This window comes from Actinoplanes sp. NPDC049316 (assembly GCF_040677315.1).
Classification (GTDB): domain Bacteria; phylum Actinomycetota; class Actinomycetes; order Mycobacteriales; family Micromonosporaceae; genus Actinoplanes.
Window position 1 is genome coordinate 97,641 of the sequence record NZ_JBFAQM010000013.1, and the last position, 24,429, is coordinate 122,069.

The window sequence follows — 24,429 nt, forward strand, 5'->3', positions numbered from 1 at the left end:
GTACGCCCCCAAGCTTAGTCCGCCACCCGGGGACGTCGGCGTGACGGACCGTTATCGGACAGCAAGTCCGACATCATGCCAATCGGGTGGTCAAGACTGCCGAGCTGCTGTGGGGGATTGTCTGGGGAGGCAATGTGCGGATTCTACTGCTGGTGTCCGGGTTCAACGGCCTGAGTCAGCGCGTCTGGTGCGCCCTGCGGGAGGCCGGTCACGACGTCGGCGTCCTGCTGGCCACCGGGGCGCAGGACATGATCGACGGGGTCCGCGCCGCGCAGCCGGACCTGATCGTGTGCCCGTACCTGAAGGACCGCGTCCCGGCGCAGGTCTGGCAGCGGTGGCGCACGGTGATCCTGCACCCCGGGCCGGTCGGCGACCGCGGCCCGTCCTCGCTGGACTGGGCCATCGCCGAGGCCGCGCCGACGTGGGGCGTCACCGCGCTGCAGGCGGTCGAGGAGATGGACGCGGGCCCGATCTGGGCGACCCGTACGTTCCCCATGCCGGCCACAGCGCCGCGCAAGTCCTCGCTCTACAACGGTCCGGTGGCCGACGCGGCGCTGGAGTGCGTGTTCGAGGTCGTGGCCAAGGCCGCCGACCCGGCGTTCGAGCCGGTGCCCGCCACCGAGCTGACCGTGGAGGTGCAGGGCGCCCGGCCCCGGCCGATGATGACGCAGGCGGACCGGGCCTTCGACTGGTCCGCGCCGACCGACCAGATCCTGCGCAGGATCCGGGCCGCCGACGGCGCGCCGGGTGTCCGTACGGAGCTGGCCGGGCTGGAGGTCTTCGCGTACGACGCGCACCCGGGCCTGACCCGCGGCGCCCGGCCGGGCAGCGTGCTGGGCCGCCGGCAGGGGGCCGTGCTGGTGGGCACCGGCGACGGCAGCGTGTGGCTGGGCCACCTGCGGGACGCCTCGGGACCCGGGCACTTCAAGCTGCCCGCCACCACGCTGCTCGGCAAGCGGCTGCGCGGTGTGCCGCACTCCCCGCTGCCCGTCGGCGTCGAGCCCGAGGCGCCGTCGTACCGGCAGATCCGGTACCGGCGGGCCGGCGCGGTCGGCTGGCTGGCGTTCGACTTCTACAACGGCGCGATGTCCACCGGGCACTGCCACCGCCTCCTGGCCGCCCTGCGGCACGCCGCCGGGCAGGACACCCGGGTGCTGGTGCTGCGCAGCGGCAGCGACGCGTTCAGCAACGGCATCCACCTCAACGCCGTGGAGGCCGCCGCCGACCCCGCGGGCGCGGCGTGGGCCAACATCAAGGCCATCAACGAGGTGTGCCGGGAGATCATCGGCTGCACCCGGCAGGTGGTGATCGCCGCGTACGCGGGCAGCGCCGGAGCCGGCGGCGCAATGATGGGCCTCGGCGCGGACATCGTGGCGGCCCGCGACGGCGTGGTGCTGAACCCGTACTACGACATGGGCCTGTACGGCTCCGAGCTGCACACGTTCACCCTGCCCCGGCGGGTCGGCGCGGACGCCGCGCAGCGGCTCATCGACGACAAGCTCCCGGTCAGCGTGGCGCAGGCGCAGTCGCTGGGCCTGGTCGACGAGGTCGGGCCCCGGCGCCCGGAGGCGTACGGCGAGTGGCTGACCGCGCTCGCCGCCCGGCACGCCGACGCCCGGACCGCCCGCCGGCTGCAGGCCGAGAAGGCCAAGCGGCTCGCCGCCGAGCCGGTGCCGCTGGACGTGTACGAGATCCGCGAGCTCGCCGAGATGAGCAGCGACATGTTCGGCGACCGCTCGGGTTTCGCCGCCGCCCGGCACGCCTTCGTCACCAAGGCCCGGCCCGCGCACACCCCCGCCCGGCTGCTGCTGAGCGCGGCCCCGGCGGTTCAGCAGGGCCGCCCGCGTCAGGTCACGCGGGTGCGCAACGGTTCCGCCGGCGAGCCTCCGGCGCGGGTACGCCCGGCCGTGCCGCTCTCCGCCTGACCGTCCACACCGGACGCCGGGTACGACGCCTGTTGTCGTGCCCGGCGCCCGTTGCCATGCCCGGGTCCGATGTGAGAGGACGCCATGCGCGACCCTGCCCACCCTTCCGCCGAGATCCCCGCGCCGAGAACCCCCGCCGACCAGGCGCTCACGCGGGCTCTCACCGCCCCGACCGTGCTGTTGCCCGGCAAGTACGAGTACAGCGGCTACAGCGTGCTGGCCGGGCCCGCCGAGCTTCCCGAGGGCGACGGCGCGCAGCGCGTACGGATGCGCCCGCTGGCCCGCCGCCGCCCGGTGCTGACCGTGTTGATCACGCTGTTCGCGTTCGCCTTCGAGAGCACCTTCTTCGGCTGGCTGCTGTCGTCGCTGGAGGTGCCCGACCCCGGCCTGTACCTGTGGCTGTACGCGGCCACGATGTTCATGATCGTGGCGACCGCCCTGATCGAGCTGTTCCGGCTCGTCAACGTGGTGACCCTGTGCCTGGCGACGCTCTGGGCCCGCGACCCGGTGCCGATGGTCCCGGACCCCCGCCTGCGGGTGGCGTTCCTGACCACGATCGTGCCGGGCAAGGAACCGGTCGAGATGGTCGAGCGGACCCTGCGCGCGGCGAAGGCGATCCGGCACTCCGGGCCGTACGACGTGTGGCTGCTGGACGAGGGCGACGACGACGACGTGGAGGCCATGTGCGCCCGCATCGGCGTGAAACACTTCAGCCGCAAGGGCATCGCGCGGTACAACACCGAGGCCGGCGCGTACAAGGCGAAGACGAAGCACGGCAACTACAACTCCTGGGTGGACGCGCACGGCGACGACTACGACGTCTTCGTGTCGGTGGACCCGGACCACGTGCCGATGCCGAACTTCTGCGAGCGGCTGCTCGGCTACTTCCGTGACCCGGACGTCGCGTTCGTCGTCGGGCCGCAGATCTACGGCAACTACGACAACGTCGTCACGCGCTGGGCCGAGTCGCAGCAGTACCTGTTCCACTCGCTGCTGCAGCGCGCCGGCAACCGCCTCGGCATCTCGATGCTGGTCGGCACCAACAACGCCGTACGCATCTCCGCGCTGCGCAGCATCGGCGGCCTGCAGGACTCGATCACCGAGGACATGGCCACGAGCCTGGTCGTGCACAGTGGACGCAACGCCGGGACGGGAAAGCGGTGGCGGTCCGTCTACACGCCGGACGTGCTGGCGGTCGGTGAGGGGCCGTCGTCCTGGACCGACTACTTCACCCAGCAGCACCGGTGGTCGCGGGGCACCGACGAGGTCGTCGTCCGGTCGTTCTGGCGGTTCGCATGGCGGCTCGGGTTCCGCCGCGGGCTGCACTACGCGCTGCTGATGTCGTACTACCCGCTGACCGCGCTGGCCTGGCTGCTCGGCGCCGTGAACGCCGTCTGCTACCTCGTGCTCGGCGCCAAGGGCGTCCAGGTGCCGGCCGAGGTCTGGCTGATGCTGTACGTGGACGCCGCCCTGTTCCAGATCGGGCTGTACCTGTGGAACCGGCGGCACAACACCAGCCCGCACGAGGAGGCCGGGTCGTCCGGGCTGGCCGGCATGGTCATCTCGACGCTGTCCACGCCGATCTACGTGTCCTCGTACATCGGGGCTCTGCTGCGCCGCAAGGCCGGCTTCGTGGTGACGCCGAAGGGCGACTCGGCCAGCCCGGACCGGCTGCTCACCTTCCAGCAGAGCCTGCGCTGGGCCGCCTTCTACGTCGCGCTGCTGATCGCCGCACCGATCGGCGGTCACGTCGACGGCGCGATGTGGCTGTGGCCCGGCCTCAACCTGATCGTCTGTCTCGCGCCGCCGGCCATCTGGGCCGGCCAGGAATACCGGCGCCGCAGAACCGGCCGGCGGACCCCTCCGCCGGTGACCCCGCAGCAGAAGGAGACCGAAGCACCCGTGGAGACGTACGCATGAAGCCCCGTCCCCGCACCTCGACGCCCCGCCGCCTGCTGAGCGCCGGCATCGGCCTGATCGTGCTCAGCGTGCTCGTGTTCGTGAACCGGCCGATGGTCGCGTTCGGCGCGGACGCCCTGCACGACTTCAGCATCAACCGGGAGTCGTACAAGCAGAAGTACGGCCACTGGTCGCGCCTGCCCGTGCCGCAGGGCTTCCGGGTCAACGCGATCCACGCGGCGCTGCTGAACACCGGCAAGGTGCTCATCGTCGCGGGCAGCGGCAACAACCGGGACAACTTCGAGGCGGGCACCTTCCGAACCGTCCTGTACGACCCGGCGAAGGACTCCTTCTCCGAGGTGCCGACGCCGACGGACGTGTTCTGCGCCGGGCACACGTTCCTGCCCAACGGCAACCTGCTGATCGCCGGCGGCACGAAGTCGTACGAGGTGCTGGAGAAGAACATCACCCACGCGGCCGGCGTGATGAAGATCAAGAACGAGTCGGCGACCGGCGGCCCGCGGACGTTCCCGAAGGGCACGACGCTGTTCTCCGCCGACGGGACCGCGTACCGGACCCGCGCCGACCTGACCGTGCCGGCCGCCACGACCATGAAGCACGGCACCGAGGTGATGACCCACGCCGGCGCCGCCGAGGTCTGGGTGGACGCCGTGGAGGAGGGCGACGGGCCGATCGTCGACCACCCGGCGCAGTACACCGTCGCCGGTTTGACGGGCGCGGACAAGCAGAACATCTACGGGCTCGCCGACAAGATCACCCGGGAGAAGCAGGAGTACGGCGGGGACAAGACGTCGTACGAGTTCGACCCGCGGACGGAGCGCTACGTGCGCACCGGGGACATGGTGAAGAGCCGCTGGTACCCGACGCTCGCCGAGATGCCCGGCGGTGACGTGCTCGCCGTCTCCGGCCTCGACGAGTTCGGCCGGATGCTGCCCGGGCACAACGAGCGCTACCTCAAGGACCAGCGGCGCTGGGTGGACGCCCCGGAGCTCAAGCGGGTCTTCCCGACGTACCCGGCGCTGCACCTGATGAAGGACGGCAAGCTGTTCTTCTCCGGCTCGAACGCCGGCTACGGCTCGGACACCGAGGGCCGTACGCCGGGCCTGTGGAACCTGAAGAACAACACGTTCAAGGAGGTTCCCGGCCTGAAGGACCCGCGGATGACGGAGACCAGCTCGTCGGTGCTGCTGCCGCCGGCCCAGGACCAGAAGGTCATGATCTTCGGCGGCGGCAAGGTCGGCGAGTCGGCGGTGTCCACCGCGCGGACCGCCATCGCGGACCTGGACGAGCCGATGCCGGTCTACGAACCGGGTCCCGACCTGCCGCACCCGGCGCGCTACCTGAGCACGGTGATCCTGCCCGACGACACCGTCTTCACCACCGGCGGCTCGTCCGGCTATCGCGGCGGCCGCTACGGCAACAAGACGCGCAGCGACTTGTTCAACGCGCAGATCTACCGGCCGGGCTCCGGCAAGTTCGAGACCGCCGCGGAGTCCACGGTCGGCCGCAACTACCACTCGGAGGCGCTGCTGCTGCCCGACGGGCGGGTCATCACGATGGGCTCCGACCCGCTGTACGACCCCAGCGGGCGCAACCCGGGCACGTTCGAGCAGCGGATCGAGGTGTTCTCCCCGCCGTACCTGTTCAAGGGCGACCGTCCGGTGATCGGCGGCGCGCCGGAGGCGGTGCAGCGCGGCACGACGTTCGCGGTGGCCACCCCGGACGCCGGCCGGGTCCGCACGGCCCGGCTCGTCCGGCCCAGCGCGGTCACCCACGTGACCGACCTGGACCAGCGGTCGGTCGCGCTCGACATCACGCCGGCGACCGGCGGCGTGGCGCTGAGCGTCCCCAAGACCCGTGGCCTCGTGCCCTCCGGCTGGTACATGCTGTTCCTCACCGATGCCGAGGGCGTGCCGTCGGTGGGCCGCTGGATCCGGGTGCGCTGATGTCCCGGCACGCCGTGCCGGCGGGCCGCCGGTGGCCGCTGCCGGCCGCCTGCCTGGCGCTGGTCGTCGTCCTCGCCGCCATCGTGGTGCTCTCGATGCGCGGCGAGGAGTCCCCGGTGGTGGTCGGCACGGCCGCGGTCCAGGTCAGCGCGCCCGCCCCCGCGCGGAGCGGGCGCGTCGCCGGCCGGGAGCTCTACGTGGATCCGAACGGGGCCGCCGCCGAGCAGGTCCGCGAATGGGAGGCCACCGGCCGCACGGCCGACGCCGCGGCGATCCGGCGGATCGCCGACCGGCCGGCCGCCACCTGGTTCGCCGACGCCGAGCCCGGTTACGCCGAGCGGGCCCGGCAGCTGGTCACGGCCGCGGCGGCGGCCGGCCGGCTGCCGGTGCTGACGCTCTACAACATCCCCGGCCGCGACTGCTCGGGCCAGTCGGCGGGCGGCGCCGCCGACGGGGAGGCCTACCGGGCCTGGGTACGCGCGATAGCGGCGGCGCTGCAGGGCCACGAGGCGCTGATCGTGCTGGAGCCGGACGCGATACCCCAGGCGGTCCAGGGCTGTCTCGGAGAGGACGGCGCCCGGGAGCGCTACGCGCTGCTGGCCGAGGCAGTCGGCGCGCTCCGGGCGATCCCGGGCGTGCACGTCTATCTCGATGCGGGGAACCCGACGTGGATCACCGATCCCGGCCGGCTCATCCCGGCGCTGCGAAGGTCGGGCATCGCGCGGGCGTCCGGGTTCTCGCTCAACGTGGCGAACTTCGAGACGACCGCGGACAACGTCGCGTACGGGCTGCGGCTGTCCGGGCTGCTGGGCGGCGCCCACTTCGTCGTGGACACCAGCCGCAACGGCAACGGGCCGGCGCAGAAGGGCGCCGGGGACCGGCACTGGTGCAATCCGTCCGGCCGGTCCCTCGGCGACCCGCCGACCACCCGGACCGGCGTCGCTCTCGTGGACGCGTACCTGTGGGTGAAACGGCCGGGCGAGTCCGACGGCGCGTGCGGGAACGACGCTCCCGCGGCCGGCCAGTGGTGGCCCGGCTACGCCCTCGAACTCGCCCGGTGAAACCGGTGCTGTGGATCAGTCCAGGCCGTGCACCGACGGCACCTCGAGGGTGCGGGCGCCCGGGGTGCCGCCGAGGCGGATCTCCCGCAGGGCGGTGTTGTTCGTCGTGCTCAGCTCGGCGAGCTTGTTCGACGGGTTGGCCTTGACCTCGATGTAGTAGGTGCCGTTCGGCAGGTCGGTGACCTCGAAGGACTGTCCCGGCCGGGCCTGGGTGTAGGTGTCACCGTTGCCGATGTCGAGCACCTCGCGCACCGCGACGGCCGTGTTCTGCCCGCAGGAGCTGGAGAGGTCGGTGTTCTCCGGGCGCCACTTGGCGTTCGGGATCGTGTAGTCGACCGCGTCGGTGTTGGCCAGGCAGAACGCTTCCTTGCCGCTGCGCACGGCGAGCTTCTTGTCGGCGCCGAGCAGGTTGTACTGCGCGAAGTCGGTGAAGTGCCAGTGCCGGTGCCCCTCGCGGGCGTCCCACTCCATCGTGCCGGCCTCGACCGAGCCGACCTCCTTACCCTTGGCGTCGAAGAAGTACTGGTACGCGTCCATCAGTTCGGTGCCGGTGCGCCGGAAGCCGTCGACCAGCAGCGGCGAGGTGCCGGCGTTCCACACGGTGGCGCCGAAGTTGACGAACGTCTTGCCGTCCTCCTCCGACATCGAGATGCCCCACGCGGGCAGCGAACGCAGGTCGGGACGCGGTCCCTGAGCGATCTTCGAGAGCTTGACCGCCTTCGGCGCCTTCGCCGGCGGCCGGAAGTCCGGGTCGTACGCCGACACCTGCAGCGCGGCGTCGCCCTGGCCGGCGTGCTCGCCGTGCTCGGCCTTGGCGACCTTCGCGGACGTGTCGTCACCGGCCTTGGCCGCCTGGACCCGCGCCTTCGCCGCCCCGACGCCCCGCTCGTCCTCGCTGACGGTCTCGACCGTGAGGTTGACCTGCGCGGTGGCCTGGTCGGCAGGGATCTTGAAGTAGTCGCGGTACTTCTGGTTCAGGCTGACCGTCGCGGTGTACGAGCCGGCGGGCAGGTCGAAGTTCTCCCGGTTAGGCATGCTCGCGGTCCCGGCGTTCCAGCCGGCCTGGATGCCCCACACCGCGCCCAGATTGAACGGGTTGTAGCCATTGCAGCCCTGCGGGTACGGCGTGTCGGCCGGAGCGTCGCGCCGGGTCCGCGTGGAGCTGTAGTCGTTCGGGCAGAAGTCGGTCTGGAAGTTCGCCACCTCGGCGCCGGCGGCGTCCTTGATGGTGACCGTGGTGAAGTCCTTGAGCCCGTTCCAGTCGGTGACCATCCCGGCCGGCAGGGTCACCGCCTTGCGCTTGCCGTTCTTCACCACGTACTGCTGCGCCACGATGGGGTCCGCGTACGACTTGCGGGTCGCCCGGATCTCGAACGGGTCCTTGCCCGCGATGACGTTCACGCCGAGGTCCAGGTACAGGTACGCCTCGTCGCCGTAGACGTAGCGCTCCGCCGTCACGTTGGGCGTGGCCAGCGAGAAGGCCAGCGGCGGAGGGTCGGCTGCCGCGCTGGCGATGCCCACCCCGGCGCCGGCGAGGGCGACGGCCGCGGTCACGGCACCGGCCGTGAGCAGTCGGGTCCTGCTTGTCATGCTTTTTCCTCCCCAGAGGTTTGGTGGCGCTCAGGTAAACCGGAAAGGTGTGAAGCAGACGTAAGGCGCTATGAGACTTGCCTCAAATCAACCAGCCGGGGCACCGCACCGATACGATCGCGGGGAGTCGGGACAGCGCCGTCCTCCGCACGTCTTGCGAACATGCAAAGGAGCGCCCCGGTGTCAGACCACCACGGCCAGCTCGACCCCGACGGGCCCGACGCCGCCCTGCGCGCGGACATCCGCCGCATCGGCACGCTGCTGGGTCAGACCCTCGCCCGGCAGGAGGGCAAGCCGCTGCTCGACCTGGTCGAGGAGGTCCGCGCGCTGGTGCGCGCGGACGCCCCGGCCGCCGCCGAGCGCCTCGCCGCGATGGACGTCACGACCGGCACCAAGCTGGCCCGGGCGTTCTCCACCTACTTCCACCTGGCGAACATCACCGAGCAGGTGCACCGCGCCCGCGACCTGCGCCGGCGCCGGGCCCGCGACGGCGGCTGGCTGGACCAGGCCGCCAAGCTCATCGCCGAGAAGGGCGTGCCGGCCGACGAGATCGCCGCAGCCGCGCGCCGGCTGGCCGTACGGCCGGTCTTCACCGCGCACCCCACCGAGGCCGCCCGGCGCTCGATCCTGTCGAAGCTGCGCCAGCTCGCCGACTCCCTGGACGCCGAGGCGAGCGCCGCCGTGCTGTACGGCGCCACGGACACCACCGCCTCGACCCGCCGCTTCGCCGAGCTGATCGACCTGCTGTGGCAGACCGACGAGCTGCGCCTCGACCGGCCGGACCCGACGGACGAGGCCCGCAACGCCGTCTACTACCTCAAGGACCTGTACGCCGAGGCCGCGCCGCAGGTCCTCGACGACCTCGCCGAGACGCTGCGCCAGCTCGGCGTGGAGACCGCGCCCACCGCGCGCCCGCTGACCTTCGGCTCGTGGATCGGCGGCGACCGCGACGGCAACCCGTTCGTCACCCCGGCGGTCACCCGCGACGTGCTGATCATCCAGCACGAGCACGGCATCCAGGCCACCGAGGCGGCGATGGACGCGCTCATCGACGAGCTGTCGGTGTCCCGGCGGCTGCGCGGGGTCTCCCTCGACCTCTCGGCCAGCCTCGCGGCGGACCTGGACGCGCTGCCCGAGGTGGCGCCGCGGTTCCGGCGCACGAACGCCGAAGAGCCGTACCGGCTGAAGGTGCGCTGCGTGAAGGCGAAGCTCGCCAACACCCGGCAGCGCCTGCGCCAGGGCACCGCCCACGTGCCCGGCCGCGACTACCTGGGCAGCGACGAGCTGATCGCCGACCTCGAGCTCATCCGGGCGTCGCTGGCCCGCAACTCCGGCCAGCTCACCGCGGTCGGCACGGTGGCCTCGGCGATCCGCGCGGTCTCCGCCTTCGGCCTGCAGCTGGCCACGCTCGACGTACGCGAGCACGCCGAGAAGCACCACGAGGTGCTGACCCAGATGTTCGCGCAGGTCGGCGAGGTCGACGACTACGCCGCGCTGAGCCGCGAGGAGCGCACCAAGCTGCTCGCCACCGAACTGACCGGCCGGCGCCCGCTGGCGGCTGCGGACGTCCCGCTCACCGAGTCGGCGCGCAAGACGTTCGACGTCTTCGGCACGATCCGCGACGCGCAGGACCGGTTCGGCGCCGACGTCATCGAGTCGTACATCATCTCGATGACCCTCGGCGTGGACGACGTGCTGGCCGCGGCGGTGCTGGCCCGCGAGGCCGGCCTCATCGACATCCACACCTCGCGGGCGCGCATCGGCATCGTGCCGCTGCTCGAGACCCCCGCCGAGCTCGACGCCGGCGGCGACCTGCTGGACGAGATGCTGTCGCTCCCGGCGTACCGGGAGATCGTCCGGGCCCGCGGCGACCTGCAGGAGGTCATGCTCGGCTACTCCGACAGCAACAAGGAGGCCGGCATCACCACCAGCCAGTGGTCGATCCACAAGGCGCAGCGCGCGCTGCGGGACGTGGCGGCCCGGCACGGCGTACGGCTGCGGCTGTTCCACGGCCGCGGCGGCACGGTCGGTCGCGGTGGCGGCCCCACCCACGAGGCGATCCTGGCCCAGCCGTACGGCACCCTCGACGGCGCCATCAAGGTCACCGAGCAGGGCGAGGTCATCTCCGACAAGTACACGCTGCCGGCGCTGGCCCGCGAGAACCTCGAGCTCACCGTCGCCGCGGTGCTGCAGGCGACGCTGCTGCACACCGAGCCGTCGGTGGACGCCGCCTCGCTCAAGCGCTGGGACGCGGCCATGGACACCGCCTCCGGCGCCGCCTTCAAGCGCTACCGGTCGCTCGTCGAGAACCCGGACCTGCCGGCGTACTTCTGGGCGGCGACCCCGACGGAGCTGCTCGGCGCGCTGAACATCGGCTCCCGCCCGGCGAAGCGGCCCAACGCCGACGCCGGTCTCGGCGGCCTGCGCGCCATCCCGTGGGTGTTCGGCTGGACCCAGACCCGGCAGATCGTGCCGGGCTGGTTCGGCGTCGGCACCGGCCTGGCCGCGGTGCGCGAGGCGGGCCAGGGCGACTCGCTGCACGAGATGTACGCCAACTGGCAGTTCTTCCGCACGTTCATCTCGAACGTGGAGATGATGCTGACGAAGACCGACCTCACCATCGCGCGGCGCTACGTCGAGACGCTGGTGCCGCCGGCCCTGCAGCCGATCTTCGCCACCATCGAGCAGGAGTACGCCAAGACGGTCGAGGAGGTCCTCGCCATCACCGGGCACGAGGATCTGCTGGCCTCGCAGCCGGAGCTGTCGCGAACCCTGAACGTGCGCGACACGTACCTCGAGCCCCTGCACCACCTGCAGGTCGCCCTCCTCCGGCAGTACCGCGACCTCGGCGAGGCCGACCGCCAGCTCCCGACGGCACCCGGCGCCCGCCGCGCCCCGTCGGACTCCACCGCGCTGGAGCGGGCCCTGCTCACCACGGTCAACGGCATCGCCGCCGGCATGCGCAACACCGGCTGACCTTCCGGCGTACGGGAAAAGGCCGGGCACCCTTCGAGGGGCCCGGCCTTTGTGCTGCGTCTCTAATGCTGGCCTCAGGTTGATCGCGGAGAATGGTCGGCGTGCGAATCATGATCGCGGATGATGACGCGGCCATCCGTGAGTCGCTGGAGCGCGTGCTCCAGGTCGAGGGTTACGACACCGGCACCGCCGCCAACGGTCTCGCCGTGCTCGACGAGGTCGGTGGGGCCGGCGGCGACACGCTGGACCTGCTGATCCTCGACGTGATGATGCCCCGCCTCGGTGGGTTGGAGACCTGCCGGCGGTTGCGGGCCGCGGGCCGGGATGTGCCGGTACTGATGCTGACCGCCCGGGACCAGGTCTCCGATCGGGTCGCGGGGCTGGACGCGGGCGCCGACGACTACCTGCCCAAGCCGTTCGCCACCGAGGAGTTGCTGGCCCGGGTGCGGGCCTTGCTGCGCCGGCGCACGCCGGCCGACGGGGAGTCGCAGATCCTGTCGTTCGCCGACGTCCGGCTCGATCCCGACAGGTTCGAGGCGTGGCGGAACGAACGGCCGCTGCGGCTGACCCGGACCGAGTTCTCCCTTCTCCAGGTCCTCGTCCGCAACGCGACCCGGGTCCTGACCCGCGACGCGCTGTTCGAGGCGATCTGGGGCTTCGACATGAGCGCCACCGCCAACAACCTCCAGGTGTACGTGAGCTACCTGCGCCGCAAGCTGGAGGCCGAGGGTGAGCCACGATTGATCTACACGCTGCGGGGTCTGGGGTACACGTTGCGCGAGACACCTCCGTGAGCGGGAAACCCCGCCGGCTGACCCGATGGTGGCGCCGGCGGTCCCTGCGGACCAGGATGACCGTGATCGCGGCGACAGCGATCGCGGTCAGCGTGTTCGTGGCCTTTCAGGTGGCCAGCGAGCTGCTGGGCTGGGAGCTGCAGAAAACCGCTGAGAAACAGCTGCGCGCCGATTCCCGCGTCCTGGCGACGAACGCGGAGCAAGCCGGTCTGGCGCAGGTCCCGCTACCGCCGTATCCCGGATCCGGCCGGCTGGTGCGGGTCATCCTGCCCGACGGCTCGACCCGGACGCCGACCGGCCAACCCGCGCTGCCCCCCGTCAGCGAGCACGCCGGGCGCGTGGCGCAGGGCGCGGCGACGGACCTGATGGAGTCGATCGACAGCGACGAGGACGGCTACGTCATCTACACGCTGCGGGCGGGCGACGGCGCGGTGCAGGTGGCCCACGCCGCCGACGACAGCCCGGTCAACCAGTTCGGGTTCGGCATGCTGCTGATCGGGCTGCTCTGCGTGGCCGGCGGCGGCCTCGTCGGGCGGACCGTGGCGCGGGCCGGGCTGGCACCGATCGACCGGCTGACCGCCGCCGCGGTCCGGGTCGCGCAGACCCGGGATCTCGACGCCGACATCCCGGACGAGGGTGGTGGGGAGATCCGGCGGCTGATCCAGGCGATCAACGACATGCTCGCCGCGCTCCGGGACTCCCGGCGGGCCCAGCGGCTGCTCGCCGAGGACGCCGCCCACGAGCTCAAGACACCGCTGACCAGCCTGCGCCTCAACATCGAGCTGCTCGTCCGGCTGGACCGGCGCGGCACCCTCGACACGTCCCTCTCGGCGGAGAGCCGGACCCGGCTGCTCAACGATCTCGGCGCCCAGGTGGCCGAGCTGAGCACCCTCGCCGCCGAGCTGACCGACCTGGCCCGCGGCGACGTCAGCGACGAGAGCACCGAGCTGGTCGACCTCGCCGACGTGGTGGTTGCCGCCGCGACCCAGGCGCGTTCCCGCATGCCCGACCTGGATCTCGCGCTCGACGTGACCCCCGTGCGGGTGAGCGGGCGTCCCGCCGCGCTCCGGCGAGCGGTGCTCAACCTCATCGACAACGCCGGCAAGTGGTCCCCCGCGGGCGTGCCGGTCCAGGTCCGGCTCCGGGCCGAGGGCACGTCGGCGGTGCTCGAGGTCGACGACGCCGGGCCGGGCATCGATGACGCCGACGTACCGCGGGTGTTCGACCGGTTCTACCGTGCCGACAGCGCCCGGGCCTTGCCGGGGTCCGGTCTGGGACTGTCGATCGTTCAGCGGGTCGTCGACGCCCACGGCGGCCGCGTCACCGCCGGCCGCTCCGCACGCGGTGGCGCGCTGCTCCTGGTCGACCTTCCGGCCGCGGCACCCACCACCCGATAGATCCGGGAGGGGGCGTGGGCCCCATCCCGGATCTCGTTCGTGCCGCCGCGCTCACCGTTGCAGCGCGAGCTCCTCCTCGTCGGCGAGCGGCTGGTGCCCCTTCGGCGGCTCCGCCGTCGGCCGGGACAGCCGGCTCGGCCACCAGATCCGCCGGCCGAGCAGCAGGGTGAGGGCGGGCACCAGGACCGACCGCACCAGCAGGGCGTCGAGCAGCACGCCGAAGGCGACCAGGAACCCGACCTCGACCAGCATCACCAGCGGAAGTGAGACGAGCACCGCGAACGTGGCCGCCAGGATCAACCCCGCCGAGGTGATGACGCCGCCCGTGGCCGACAAGGCCTTCAGCATGCCCTCTCGGGTGCCGAGACGCACGGCCTCCTCCCGGGCCCGGCTGGCCAGGAAGATGTTGTAGTCGACGCCGAGCGCCACCAGGAACAGGAAGGCCAGCAGCGGCACCGAATAGTCGACGCCCTTGAATCCGAGGATCGTGTCGAAGACGAACACGCTGCCGCCGAAGGCCGCGGCGAACGAGACGATCACGGTGGCCATCAGGACCAGCGGGGCCACGATCGCCCGGAGCAGCAGCCCGAGGACGATCAGGACGACGGCGAGCACCAGCGGGATCACCACCTTCTCGTCGCGGCTGGTGGTCGCCTCGGTGTCGAGGTGCTCCGCGCTCGGCCCGCCGACGATCGCCTCCGCCCCGTTCACCGCATGCACGGCGGTGCGTACCCGCTTGATGGTGTCGTACTCCGCGGGGGTGTCCGGGGCATCGGTCGGGAACACGGAGATGTCGGTCCAGCCTCGGACGGTCTCGCCCGGGACGGCCGTTGCCACGCCGGGAGTGCGCTTGACGACGTCGACCACCCGGTCCCGGTACGCCGGCCGCGCGTAGATCGTCATCGGCTGGCCGCCGAGCTCCGGGAAGTGCCGGCGGAGAACGGTGAAGCCGGTGACCGACTCCGGCGCGTTCAAGAACTGGTCCTGCTCCCGCAGGGCGCCGGTGTTGCCCGTCAGCCCGACGCAGAGCACGCCGAGGATGCCGATCGAGCCGAGCGTCGCCACCCACCGGCGGCGGTTGATGGCGGCGCCGAGCCGTCCCCACAGCCCCGGCTTCTCCTGTGGGGCCGCGCTGAACCGCGGGATGGCCGGCCAGAAGATCCGCCTGCCGAGCACCACGAGCACCGCCGGGAACAGCGTCAGCATGGCCACCAGCGCGCACAGGATGCCGGCCGCGCCGATCGGGCCCAGCCCGCTGGTGTCGTTCAGGTCCGCGGCGAGCAGGCAGAGCAGGCCCGCGACCACGGTGGCCGCGGACGCGATGATGGCCGGCGCGGCGCCGCGCAGCGCGTGGATCATCGCGACCCGGACGTTCTCGTGGTGATGCAGCGTCTCTCGATATCGAGCGATGAGCAACAGCGCGTAGTCAGTGCCGACGCCGAACACCAGGATCGTCAGCAGCGCCGAGTTCTGGTCGTTGACCACGATGCCGAAGCCCTTGACGAGCAGATAGACGGTCGCCATCGAGGTCAGCGCGGCCACGCCCACGACCACCAGTGGGACGAACCACAACACCGGGCTGCGGTAAGTGAGCACGAGCAGGACCGTGACGACGATGACGGTGGTGAGGAAGACCTGCAGGTCGATGCCGTCGAAGACGGCGTCCATGTCGCCGTCGATCGCGGCCGGGCCGGTCACCTCGAGCTCCAGGCCGGCGGGGCGGTCCTTCGCGGCGTCACGCAACGGGCCGACGAGGGTCTCCGCTGCGCCGTAGGTCGTGCTCACGTCGAGGGTGAACACCATCGCCTTGCCGTCGGTGGACAGCCTCGTCGGCGGGCCGTCGTCCTCCTCATCGCCGGAAGCAGCCGTCTTCGGCGGGTACCGCTTGGCAAGGGTGTCGTAGTGACGCTCGACCGTGGCACGGTCGGCGTCGGTCAAGGCGCCGGCGCGGTGGTAGACGAAGACGAACGTGTTGTCCTCGCCGCCGGGGAGACTGTCCTCCAGCGCCGCCACCTTGGTGGACTCGGCACTGGCGGGCAGCATGTCCACGGCTTTGTCGGTGGTGACCGAGCTCAACTTTCCGCTCAACGGCACCATGACCGCCGCCAGGGCGATCCACAAGCCGATCACCAACCACGGCACCCACCGGCCGGCCCACCGACCGGCCGGCGCTGCATTCATTTCCATCAATAGCCTCCTCGGTACGAGCTGCATCGCTCAGCTGATGCCGACTTCGTACCGAGCGAATCTGAGACGACCGTTAATGGACGAGGTGGTACCGCGGTACCGCCTTCCTCCCGGGATTGACGACCGCAGCACGACGAAGCGGGACGGAATCGGTCCTAGTTTCGGGCTATGAGTGATTCCGGAAGTCCACGGTGGAGGCTCGGGGCGGCCACCATGACGCTGGTGACGGCGTTCGCCGTCGTCGCCGCCTGCGGGTCGGACCCCGACAAGAGTGCGGCGCCCGGCCCGCACAGCGCGCACGCGGGCGGGTCGTCGGCTCCACCGCAGCCGCTACGCGCCGGCGAGCGGTTCGTCGACCTGAAGATGGCCGGGGCCTACACGCCCGCGCCGCCGCGGGGCGGCGGCTCGGACGAGTACCGGTGCCAGGTGATCGATCCCGGCCTGACCAAGGCGGCGTTCCTGACCGGGACCCAATTCACCCCGGAGAACGTCGCCATCGCGCATCACGCCATCGTGTACGTGGTGCCGCCGGGCGGCGCTGCCGCGGTACGCGAGCAGGACGCGAAGACCGCCGGTCTCGGGTGGCAGTGTTTCGGCGGGACCGGCGTCCCCGGCGCCGAGGTCGAAGAGGGGGACGCGGCGTGGGTGGACACCTGGGCGCCGGGCGCGACGGAGACGCTGCTCGACCAGGACGCCGGCTTCCGGCTGGACCCGGGCAGCCTGGTCATCCTCCAGATCCACTACAACCTGCTCGCGACCGGCGGCAAGCCGACCGGGTCGGACCGCTCGGCGGTGCGGCTGCGGCTGACGGACGGCACTCCCCGGACCCGGGTACTCGAGACGTGGCCCCTCGACGCACCGACCGACCTGCCCTGCGCCGCCGACGAGTCGGGTCCGCTCTGCGACCGGGCGGCCTCGATCGCGGACGTGACCAAGCGGTTCGGGGCGGACGTCGGCGACATGGCGGACCGTCAGGTGCAGGAGTGCGGCCGGGGCGTGCCGAAGCCCGGTGACACCCAGACCTGCGATCACAAGGTGGAGGCGCCGATGACCCTGTACGCCGGTTTCGGCCACATGCACATGCTCGGGCGGTCCTTGAAGGTCGAGCTCAACCCGGGTACGCCGAAGGCCCGGGTCGTGCTGGACGTGCCGCAGTTCGACTTCGACGACCAGCGGCTGATGAAGCTGCCGTCGCCGGTGGAGGTCGGTCCCGGGGACACGCTGCGGGTGACATGTACGCACGACGCGGGGCTGCGCAAACGAGTGCCGCAGCTCAGCAAGCTGCCGCCGCGCTACGTGGTGTGGGGCGACGGCACCAGCGACGAGATGTGCATCGGCATCATGATGGTCTCCCCCCGCTGACCGGCCGGCCGAGTCTCAGGTCGTGGGCGAGGATGACGGCCTGGATCCGGTCCCGGGCGCCGGTCTTGGCGAGGACCCGCCCGACGTGGGTCTTCACCGTCGACTCCGACAGCGTGAACCGTTGCGCTATCTCGCGGTTGGTGAGGCCCTGGCCGACGGCGATGAGGATCTCGCGCTCGCGGCCGGTCAGGAAGCCCAGCCGGGGATCCTCCCGCACGGGCCCGCAGAGGTCATCGTCGAGCCGGTCGGCGAACGCGTCGAGCATCCGCCGGGTCAGCGCCGGCGCGATCACCGCGTCCCCGGCGGCGACGGCCCGGATGCCGGCGAGCACCTCCTCCGGGCGGATGTCCTTGAACAGGAAACCGCTCGCCCCGGCCCGCAGCGCGGCGAACGCGTACCGGTCCATGTCGACCGTCGTCAGCACCAGGATCCGCGAACGCCCACCGGCGGCGGCGATGCGCCGGGTGGCCTCGATCCCGTCGACGCCCGGCATGCGGATGTCCATCAGCACCACGTCGGGATGCAGCTCGCTGGTGCAGCGCACGGCCTCGGCGCCGTTCCCGGCCTCGCCGACGATCTCGGTGTCGGGGGTGCTCTCCAGCAGCATGCGAAACCCGAAGCGCTGCAGAGGCTGGGCGTCCACCACGAGCACGGAGATCATGAACGGCCGCCTTTCGAGGTTGCGCGGACGGTCCAGCCCTCTTCATAGCGAGCAAACCTGAGACGACCGTTAGATTGTTTGCCAGGGTCTCAGGGGCGAGTCGGGGTCTTACCTGATCCGCGGACGTGACACGTCTCCCTAGGCTGACCACCGTGAGCCTCATCGTTACCCAAGGGTTGACCAAGACGTACGGCGGGCGGGTGACCGCCCTGCACGACCTGACCGTCTCCGTCGAGCCCGGGATCATCGGACTGGTCGGCGCCAACGGCGCCGGCAAGTCGACCTTCATCAAGATCCTGCTGGGCCTGATCCCGCCGTCCGGCGGCGAGGTGCGGGTCTTCGGCATCGACCCCACGGTCGACCCGGACCGGGTACGGGCGAAGGTCGGCTACATGCCCGAGCACGACGCGCTGCCGCCGGACGTGTCCGCGGCCGAGTTCGTCACGCACCTCGGGCGGATCAGCGGCCTGCCGGCCACCGCCGCCCGCGAGCGGGCCTCCGAGGCGCTGCGCCACGTGGGCCTCTACGAGGAGCGGTACCGGCAGATCGGCGGCTACTCCACCGGCATGAAGCAGCGGGTGAAGCTGGCCCAGGCGCTGGTGCACGACCCCGACCTGCTGCTGCTGGACGAGCCGACGAACGGGCTGGACCCGGCGGGGCGGGACGCCATGCTCGCGCTCATCCACCGCATCGGCACCGAGTTCGGCATCTCGGTCGTGGTCTGTTCGCACCTGCTCGGCGAGGTCGAGCGGATCTGCGACTCGCTCGTCGCGATCGAGGGCGGCCGGCTGCTGCGCGCCGACCGGATCTCGGCCATGACGGAGGCCAGCGACGTGCTCGCGGTCGAGGTCTCGGAGGGTACGGAGGAGCTCGCCGAGGCGCTGACCCGGCTGGGCCTGACCGCGCAGTCCGACGGGCGGCTGCTGCTCGTGCCGCTGGACCACGAGGACACGTACGACCGGATCCTGCGGGCAGTCGCCGATCTCGACCTCCCGCTGCACCGCCTCGACCAGCGCCGCCACCGGGTGGCCGAACTCTTCGCACCGAGGGAGACCGCCGATGCCTGAGGCGAGCGTCATCCATGACATCGGTTACCAGCGTTACACCGGGCGCCGGCTGGGCCGCGGGGCGGTCTTCGGCGCGATCTACGTGCACGGTCTGCGGGCCGCGTTCGGCCTCGGCCGCTCCGCGAAGGCGAAGATCTTCCCCTGGCTGGTCGTCGGGATCGTCACGCTGGTCGCGGTGATCCTCGCGGCGGTCCGTTCCCAGACGGGCATCGTGCCGCTCACCTACATCGGGTTCGCCGACGCGATGAGCTGGCTGATCATCTTCTTCGCCGCCATCGTCGCGCCGGAGCTGGTCTCCCGCGACCTGCGTGCCGGGGTGCTGCCGCTGTACTTCAGCCGCCCGTTGCGCGCGGCGGACTACGTGGGGGCCAAGGTGGCCGCCATGGTGACCGCGATCTGGGCGCTGCTGGCCGTACCCCAGTTCATCATGTTCCTGGGCGCCGCCTTCACCACCAAGAAGGGCATGTCCGACGTCTGGAACGAGCTGGGCGACCTGGTGCCCGGGTGGGGCTACAGCCTGCTGTGGGCGTTGCTGTTCACCGGGATCGGCCTGCTCATCGCGTCGCTGACCGGCAAGCGGGCGTTCGCCGCCGGCGGCATCGTCGCGGTGTTCCTGATGACCACGCCGGTGGTGGGCGTGCTGTCCATCCTGCCGTCCTCGGACGCGCAGCAGCTTGCCGGGCTCGCCAGCCCGATGACGCTGATCAGCGGGATCGGCCAGTGGCTGATCCCGACCGCGAACACCGGCATGAACGTGGGCAACTTCGGCCCGGTGTACGCGATCGAGGCGGTCACGCTGATCGCGGCGTGCCTGCTGCTCCTACTGGCCCGCTACCGGAGGGTGGCCGCGCTGTGACCACAGTGGACCTGCAGAACGTGTCGCGCTGGTACGGCAACGTGGTCGCCGTCAACGACATCAGCATGAGCCTGGCCCCGGGCGTGACGGGCCTACTCGGCCCGAACGGCGCCGGCAAGACCACCGTGCTGCACATGATGGCCGGCTTCCTGGCGCCGTCGCGGGGCACGGTCACCATCGACGGCTCCCCCACCTGGCGCAACCCGGAGATCTACCGCCGGCTGGGCCTGGTGGCCGAACGCGAGGCCGTGCACGGCTTCCTGACCGCCCGCGAGTTCGTCATGGCCTCGGCCAAGATGCAGAAGCTGCCCGATCCGAAGGCGGCCACCGACTGGGCGCTGGAGATGGTCGAGATGGTCCCGGCCGCCGACCGCCGCATCGAGACGTACTCCAAGGGCATGCGGCAGCGCACCCGGGTCGCGGCCGCGCTGGTGCACAACCCGCAGGTGCTGCTGCTGGACGAGCCGTTCAACGGCATGGACCCGCGCCAGCGGATGCACATGATGGCGCTGCTGCACGACCTGGGCGACCGAGGCCACACGATCCTGTTCAGCTCGCACATCCTCGAGGAGGTCGAACAGGTCTCCGGCACGGTCCAGGTGATCGTCGCGGGCCGCCTCGCGGCGTCCGGCGACTACCGCAGGATCCGCCGGCTGATGACCAACCGGCCGCACGTCTTCGCGGTCCAGTCGTCCGACGACCGCCGGCTGGCGGTGGCGCTGATCGCGGAGAAGTCGGTCAGCGGCGTGGAGATCGACGCCACCGGCATGACGGTACGGGCCTCCGACTACGGCAGCTTCACCCGAGCCCTGCCCCGCATCGCCCTGGACTCGGGCATCCGCCTGCGCAAGCTGATCCCGTCCGACGAATCCCTGGAGAGCGTCTTCTCCTACCTGCTGGAGGCCTGACATGTCGACAGTCGCCTGGATCACGGCCCGGGGCCTGTTCGGCCGCCGCCGGGCCCTGCTCCTGCTGCCCCTGCCGCTGCTGCTGGTCGGGCTGGCCGCGCTCTGCCGCGCGTACGACGTCCGGCCGTCGGACTGGGGCACCCCGGTGATCGTCGGGCTGGGCCTGGCGGTCGTCCTGCCGGTGGTGTCGCTCATCGTCGGCACCGGCGTGCTCGGCTCGGAGATCGACGACGGCACGATCGTGCACATCCTCACCAAGCCGCTGCCCCGCCGCGACATCATCCTCGCGAAGCTGGGCGTGGCGGTCGTGGTCAGCGCGCTCACCGCGGCGGTGCCACTGTTCGTCGCCGGCCTGCTCGCGGACTCGGCACAGCTGGGCGCGGGCCTCGCGGTGGCGGCGGCGGTGGGCGCGGTCGCCTACTCGGCGCTGTTCCTGCTGCTGAGCCTGCTGACCCGGCGCCCGGTGCTGCTCGGGCTGGTCTACATCCTGGTGTGGGAGGGCCTGCTCGGCCAGTTCGTGAGCGGGACCCGGGTGCTCTCCATCCAGCAGTACGTGATCACGATCGCGGACAAGATCTCCCCGACCGGCCTGCTGGAGTCCAAGGTCTCCCTGACGGTGGCGGTGGTGATGGCGGTGATCTTCGCGCTGGGTTGCGCACTGGCGGCGGTGGACCGGCTGCGGTCGTTCTCCATGGCCGGCGAGACGAGTTGAGTGATCCGGGTGCCCGTCCCCCGATCGGGCGGGCACCCGGACGGGGCACCTCGAACGGACGGCCAATTACAGTCCGTGACTGAAGACTCTTATGCCTGCCTTTCGGACATAAACCCTGTAACGACGCATCGTTCCGTCACGTTCATGCGTTTTATGGCGAAAAGCGGCCCGCACTCCGCGGGCGGCGTCCGATGATGACCGGCGTCGTAAATCCGTTCGCCGTTCCGGGTCGTTCCCTCGTGGGCACGTCCTATTCTGAGAAGAGCTCCTTCGCGCGGCAATGTTTGCCACACAGACCTGACGACGGGATAATCCGCCCGCGGACGGGCGTCTGAGGCACCGGTCGTGTGACGCAGCTCGCCGAAGCCGGAGGATCCACAGTGACCCACCCCGCCGCACGACCACCCGCCGCGATCACCCCTGTGCTCTACGGCGGAGCCACCGTGCGGGACGTCGCCAACGCGGACTGCGACTGGGACCACTTCGACTCCGCCTCCTACTTCGAGCACAACTACTCGACGGCCCGCCAAGCCGACATCGAGATCGCCCGGATCATCGCGCGCCACTTCGCCGAAACGTGCCGGGTCTATCCGACGGGCGGTCGCGCCATTGACGCCGGCGCAGGGGCCAACCTCTATCCGGCGCTGGCCATGCTTCCGTTCGCCGAGGACGTCCTGCTGAGCGAACGGGCGGAGAGCAACCGGCTCTGGCTCAAGGACCAGATCGAGCATCCGGCCCCCTCGTGGACCGACTTCTGGCGGGTGATCAGCGGCGGCCGCAAGACCTATGAGGATGTCTCCGACTTCCGGCAGGCGCTGCGGCGCCGGGCCCACGTCGAGGAGGGCGACGTCTTCGCGCTACCGACCGCGGAGTACAACCTGGGGACGATGTTCTTCGTGGCGGAGTCGATCACCACGATGAACAAGGAGTTCCGCAGGGCGATCACCTCATTCGTCGGTTCGCTGAAGGTGAAGGCGCCGTTCGCCGCCGCGTTCATGAAGGACTCGTCGGGCTACCGGGTCGGTGGACGCGACTATCCGGCTTGCCCGGTCGATGAGTCGGATATCAGACGGAGCTTTGCCGAGATCGCGCACGATGTGAAGCTGGAGACCATCGAGGACACTGAGGTGCGGTCCGGTTACGCAGGGATGATCGTCGTCACCGGCCGCGCAGGGAAGAAGTAGCCTTCGCGACAGGCGGTGACAGCACACCCATGCAGCTTCAACCGCGTCAGCAGTTACTGGAGATCTGGCGGGCCATGGCCCGGTCGTCGTACACCGCACCGGACTGGCGGTGGGGCGGACGCGCTGAGAAGAACTCGATCAGCGATGCCGAGCAACTGCTCTGCCTGTTGAGCCCCGCGACCGAGGTACCGGTGTTCCGGCTGGACCGTCCGGATGAGACGGCCGATGACGTCATCGCCGCGTTGCAGCGCCTCGGCGACAGCGTCGAGATCCCCAAGCTCCTCATCCGGGTGCTCACCGGCTACATGCGCGAGTATTCCGCACCGGACGGCACCCCGATCTTCGCGGGCGCGTCCTACTACGCCGCACCCGACGGCCAGATTCTCGACGAGGACCAGCGCGGCCTCGACGTGGTCGATTCCTTCTCCATCTCGGTCACACTCACCGTCGCGGTCATCGGTTTCGTCCGCGTCTTCCGTACGGTGCTGACCCGGGAGAACCTGCGCGCCGAGGCCGACGAGCTGGAGCGGCTGGCCAGCCGCCGGCTCACCGCCGCGATGGTGGGGCTGCTGCGCAGCTTCGCCGTCAACGTGTTCAGCGCAGATTCCGACTTCGGCGTCGAGTTGTGCCGCATGGTCAACCAGGAGGGCCTGCCCACCCGGCAGATCGTGGAGGAGCTGCGCGAGGCGCTCCGTGAGATCAACGCCCGGCTGCGCGACGACGTCCAGATCGGATCCGGTGCTCGGGAGGGCTCGGAGCTGGACAACCCGAACCGGCTCTTCGAGTGCGGCTGGTCCTGGGGGGTCGTCAAGAACGCACCGGCGATCGAACTCATCGAGGACGTGGACGTCGGCGTCCAGCGCGAGGGGGTGGCGCAGGCCGCGCCGTACCTGTACTTCACTGTCGTCGCCCTTGACGCGATCCAGACGCTGTTCTCCGAGCGGACCCGGCTGCTCGGCCTACTCGACGAGACGCAGCTGAAGCTCGCGCAATCGCTGCAGCTGCGGTGGGAACTCACGCAGTCGTACTGGTCCACGGTTGCGACGTTCGGCAGCGGACGCTGGCCGCTGGAGGACCTTCCGTGGCGCACGACCGACGGCGTCGACTCCGATTACCTGTCGCTGCTCGTCAGCGGCATGGTGATCCAGGATCTGGTGACCAAGCGCGCCTCGGACGCGGAGCTCATCCGGGTCGGCGCGGTGCTCGAGGACCTGGCCGCCCGGGCCCGGATCACCCGCCGTCCGTTCGCCGGCGACCCCGCCCTGGAACTGCACCACCCCGGCTTCCGGCTGGGCCTGGAGCTGCAGGACCAGCCCGGCAAGGAGTTCCTGGTCTGGACCGCCGCCGACCTCTCGCCGCAGCTGCTGCGGCGGTCGCTGAACCTCGCCCGGCTCATCGCCGACAACACCGGACGCAGCCGCCTGCTCGACCTCTCCGACGAGCTCTGGGCGCACCTGTTCTCCCGGCGCATTCCCGACGGCGAGGCACGCGGCCTGTGGGACCAGCCGTCGCGGGCGTACCCGCAACTGGACGCCGATCCCGATCCGGCCGCGTCCTGGTACTTCACCAAGCGAGTCGTCGACTGCCTGGTGGCGGCCGCCCGGCTGATCGACAGCGCGCCACAGCCCAGCGAGCAGCTCACCCGGCTCGCCGCCGACCTCATCGTCGAGGCCGATCACCTCTTCGACCAGGAGATGCTGAACGGCTCGTCCGACAGCGGCCGGCCGCTGCAGGCCGAGCGGGAGCAGATCCAGGTGCTGCTGCAGCGGGCGCGGACCGTACGCCGCACGCAGCCGGGCACCGCCGTGTCGATCGCCCAGGCGGTACTGCGCCGGCTGGACAAACTCTCCGCCGCCCGCCGGCCCGCCAAGGGGATCACCTGA

At 71.1% G+C, this 24,429-nt stretch carries 17 protein-coding genes; 14 read left to right on the forward strand and 3 right to left on the reverse strand.

The window, feature by feature from the left end:
* Window positions 1–134 precede the first annotated feature (134 nt).
* The 4 genes from AB0K03_RS21005 (at window position 135) to AB0K03_RS21020 (ending at window position 6,852) form a co-directional block, all read left to right on the forward strand.
* On the forward strand, window positions 135–1,925 hold the full coding sequence (locus AB0K03_RS21005) for a hydrogenase maturation protein (protein WP_364687307.1): 1,791 nt from the start codon (window positions 135–137) through the stop codon (window positions 1,923–1,925).
* An 84-nt stretch (window positions 1,926–2,009) separates the two neighbouring features.
* Window positions 2,010–3,845 (forward strand): glycosyltransferase family 2 protein, encoded by a 1,836-nt coding sequence (locus AB0K03_RS21010; RefSeq protein WP_364687309.1) that lies wholly within the window; start codon window positions 2,010–2,012, stop codon window positions 3,843–3,845.
* Window positions 3,842–5,791, forward strand: a complete 1,950-nt coding sequence (locus AB0K03_RS21015; RefSeq protein WP_364687311.1) for a galactose oxidase-like domain-containing protein — start codon at window positions 3,842–3,844, stop codon at window positions 5,789–5,791. The genes AB0K03_RS21010 and AB0K03_RS21015 overlap by 4 nt, the downstream gene beginning before the upstream one ends.
* Window positions 5,791–6,852 carry a glycoside hydrolase family 6 protein gene (locus AB0K03_RS21020; protein ID WP_364687313.1) on the forward strand — a complete coding sequence of 354 codons (1,062 nt, stop codon included), beginning with the start codon at window positions 5,791–5,793 and terminating at the stop codon, window positions 6,850–6,852. Before AB0K03_RS21015 ends, AB0K03_RS21020 begins: the two co-directional genes overlap by 1 nt.
* 15 nt (window positions 6,853–6,867) lie before the next feature.
* Here AB0K03_RS21020 and AB0K03_RS21025 read toward each other — a convergent pair whose 3' ends face one another.
* Window positions 6,868–8,442, reverse strand: coding sequence for a lysyl oxidase family protein (locus AB0K03_RS21025; RefSeq protein WP_364687315.1), 1,575 nt, complete (start codon window positions 8,440–8,442; stop codon window positions 6,868–6,870).
* A gap of 180 nt (window positions 8,443–8,622) precedes the next feature.
* Between AB0K03_RS21025 and ppc the strand changes: the two genes are divergently transcribed.
* From ppc to AB0K03_RS21040, 3 genes are all read left to right on the forward strand, one after another.
* The gene (gene ppc, locus AB0K03_RS21030; RefSeq protein ID WP_364687317.1) at window positions 8,623–11,418 is read left to right on the forward strand and encodes a phosphoenolpyruvate carboxylase; all 2,796 of its coding nucleotides are present in this window, start codon (window positions 8,623–8,625) and stop codon (window positions 11,416–11,418) included.
* Window positions 11,419–11,510: 92 nt separating this feature from the next.
* Window positions 11,511–12,212 carry a response regulator transcription factor gene (locus AB0K03_RS21035; RefSeq protein ID WP_364687319.1) on the forward strand — a complete coding sequence of 234 codons (702 nt, stop codon included), beginning with the start codon at window positions 11,511–11,513 and terminating at the stop codon, window positions 12,210–12,212.
* A 56-nt stretch (window positions 12,213–12,268) separates the two neighbouring features.
* The gene (locus AB0K03_RS21040) at window positions 12,269–13,609 is read left to right on the forward strand and encodes a HAMP domain-containing sensor histidine kinase (RefSeq protein ID WP_364687321.1); all 1,341 of its coding nucleotides are present in this window, start codon (window positions 12,269–12,271) and stop codon (window positions 13,607–13,609) included.
* A gap of 51 nt (window positions 13,610–13,660) precedes the next feature.
* Here AB0K03_RS21040 and AB0K03_RS21045 read toward each other — a convergent pair whose 3' ends face one another.
* On the reverse strand, window positions 13,661–15,796 hold the full coding sequence (locus AB0K03_RS21045) for an MMPL family transporter (RefSeq protein ID WP_364687323.1): 2,136 nt from the start codon (window positions 15,794–15,796) through the stop codon (window positions 13,661–13,663).
* Between the two features lie 222 nt (window positions 15,797–16,018).
* Here AB0K03_RS21045 and AB0K03_RS21050 point away from each other — a divergent pair, with 222 nt between their 5' ends.
* A complete protein-coding gene (locus AB0K03_RS21050; RefSeq protein WP_364687325.1) occupies window positions 16,019–17,158 on the forward strand; it encodes a monooxygenase in 1,140 nt (379 codons plus the stop codon).
* Here the strand turns inward: AB0K03_RS21050 and AB0K03_RS21055 are convergent.
* Window positions 17,136–17,819: a response regulator transcription factor gene (locus AB0K03_RS21055; RefSeq protein WP_364687327.1), complete on the reverse strand. Its 684-nt coding sequence runs from the start codon at window positions 17,817–17,819 to the stop codon at window positions 17,136–17,138. The genes AB0K03_RS21050 and AB0K03_RS21055 overlap by 23 nt on opposite strands.
* A gap of 152 nt (window positions 17,820–17,971) precedes the next feature.
* Between AB0K03_RS21055 and AB0K03_RS21060 the strand changes: the two genes are divergently transcribed.
* The 6 genes from AB0K03_RS21060 (at window position 17,972) to AB0K03_RS21085 (ending at window position 24,429) form a co-directional block, all read left to right on the forward strand.
* Entirely contained in the window at window positions 17,972–18,886 is a 915-nt protein-coding gene (locus AB0K03_RS21060; protein ID WP_364687329.1) for an ABC transporter ATP-binding protein, read from the forward strand.
* Window positions 18,879–19,742, forward strand: coding sequence for an ABC transporter permease (locus AB0K03_RS21065; RefSeq protein WP_364687331.1), 864 nt, complete (start codon window positions 18,879–18,881; stop codon window positions 19,740–19,742). Before AB0K03_RS21060 ends, AB0K03_RS21065 begins: the two co-directional genes overlap by 8 nt.
* On the forward strand, window positions 19,739–20,650 hold the full coding sequence (locus AB0K03_RS21070; protein ID WP_364687333.1) for an ABC transporter ATP-binding protein: 912 nt from the start codon (window positions 19,739–19,741) through the stop codon (window positions 20,648–20,650). Before AB0K03_RS21065 ends, AB0K03_RS21070 begins: the two co-directional genes overlap by 4 nt.
* A 1-nt stretch (window position 20,651) precedes the next feature.
* Entirely contained in the window at window positions 20,652–21,362 is a 711-nt protein-coding gene (locus AB0K03_RS21075; protein WP_364687335.1) for an ABC transporter permease, read from the forward strand.
* A 380-nt stretch (window positions 21,363–21,742) separates the two neighbouring features.
* The gene (locus tag AB0K03_RS21080; RefSeq protein ID WP_364687337.1) at window positions 21,743–22,546 is read left to right on the forward strand and encodes an SCO2525 family SAM-dependent methyltransferase; all 804 of its coding nucleotides are present in this window, start codon (window positions 21,743–21,745) and stop codon (window positions 22,544–22,546) included.
* Between the two features lie 29 nt (window positions 22,547–22,575).
* A complete protein-coding gene (locus AB0K03_RS21085) occupies window positions 22,576–24,429 on the forward strand; it encodes an SCO2524 family protein (protein ID WP_364687339.1) in 1,854 nt (617 codons plus the stop codon).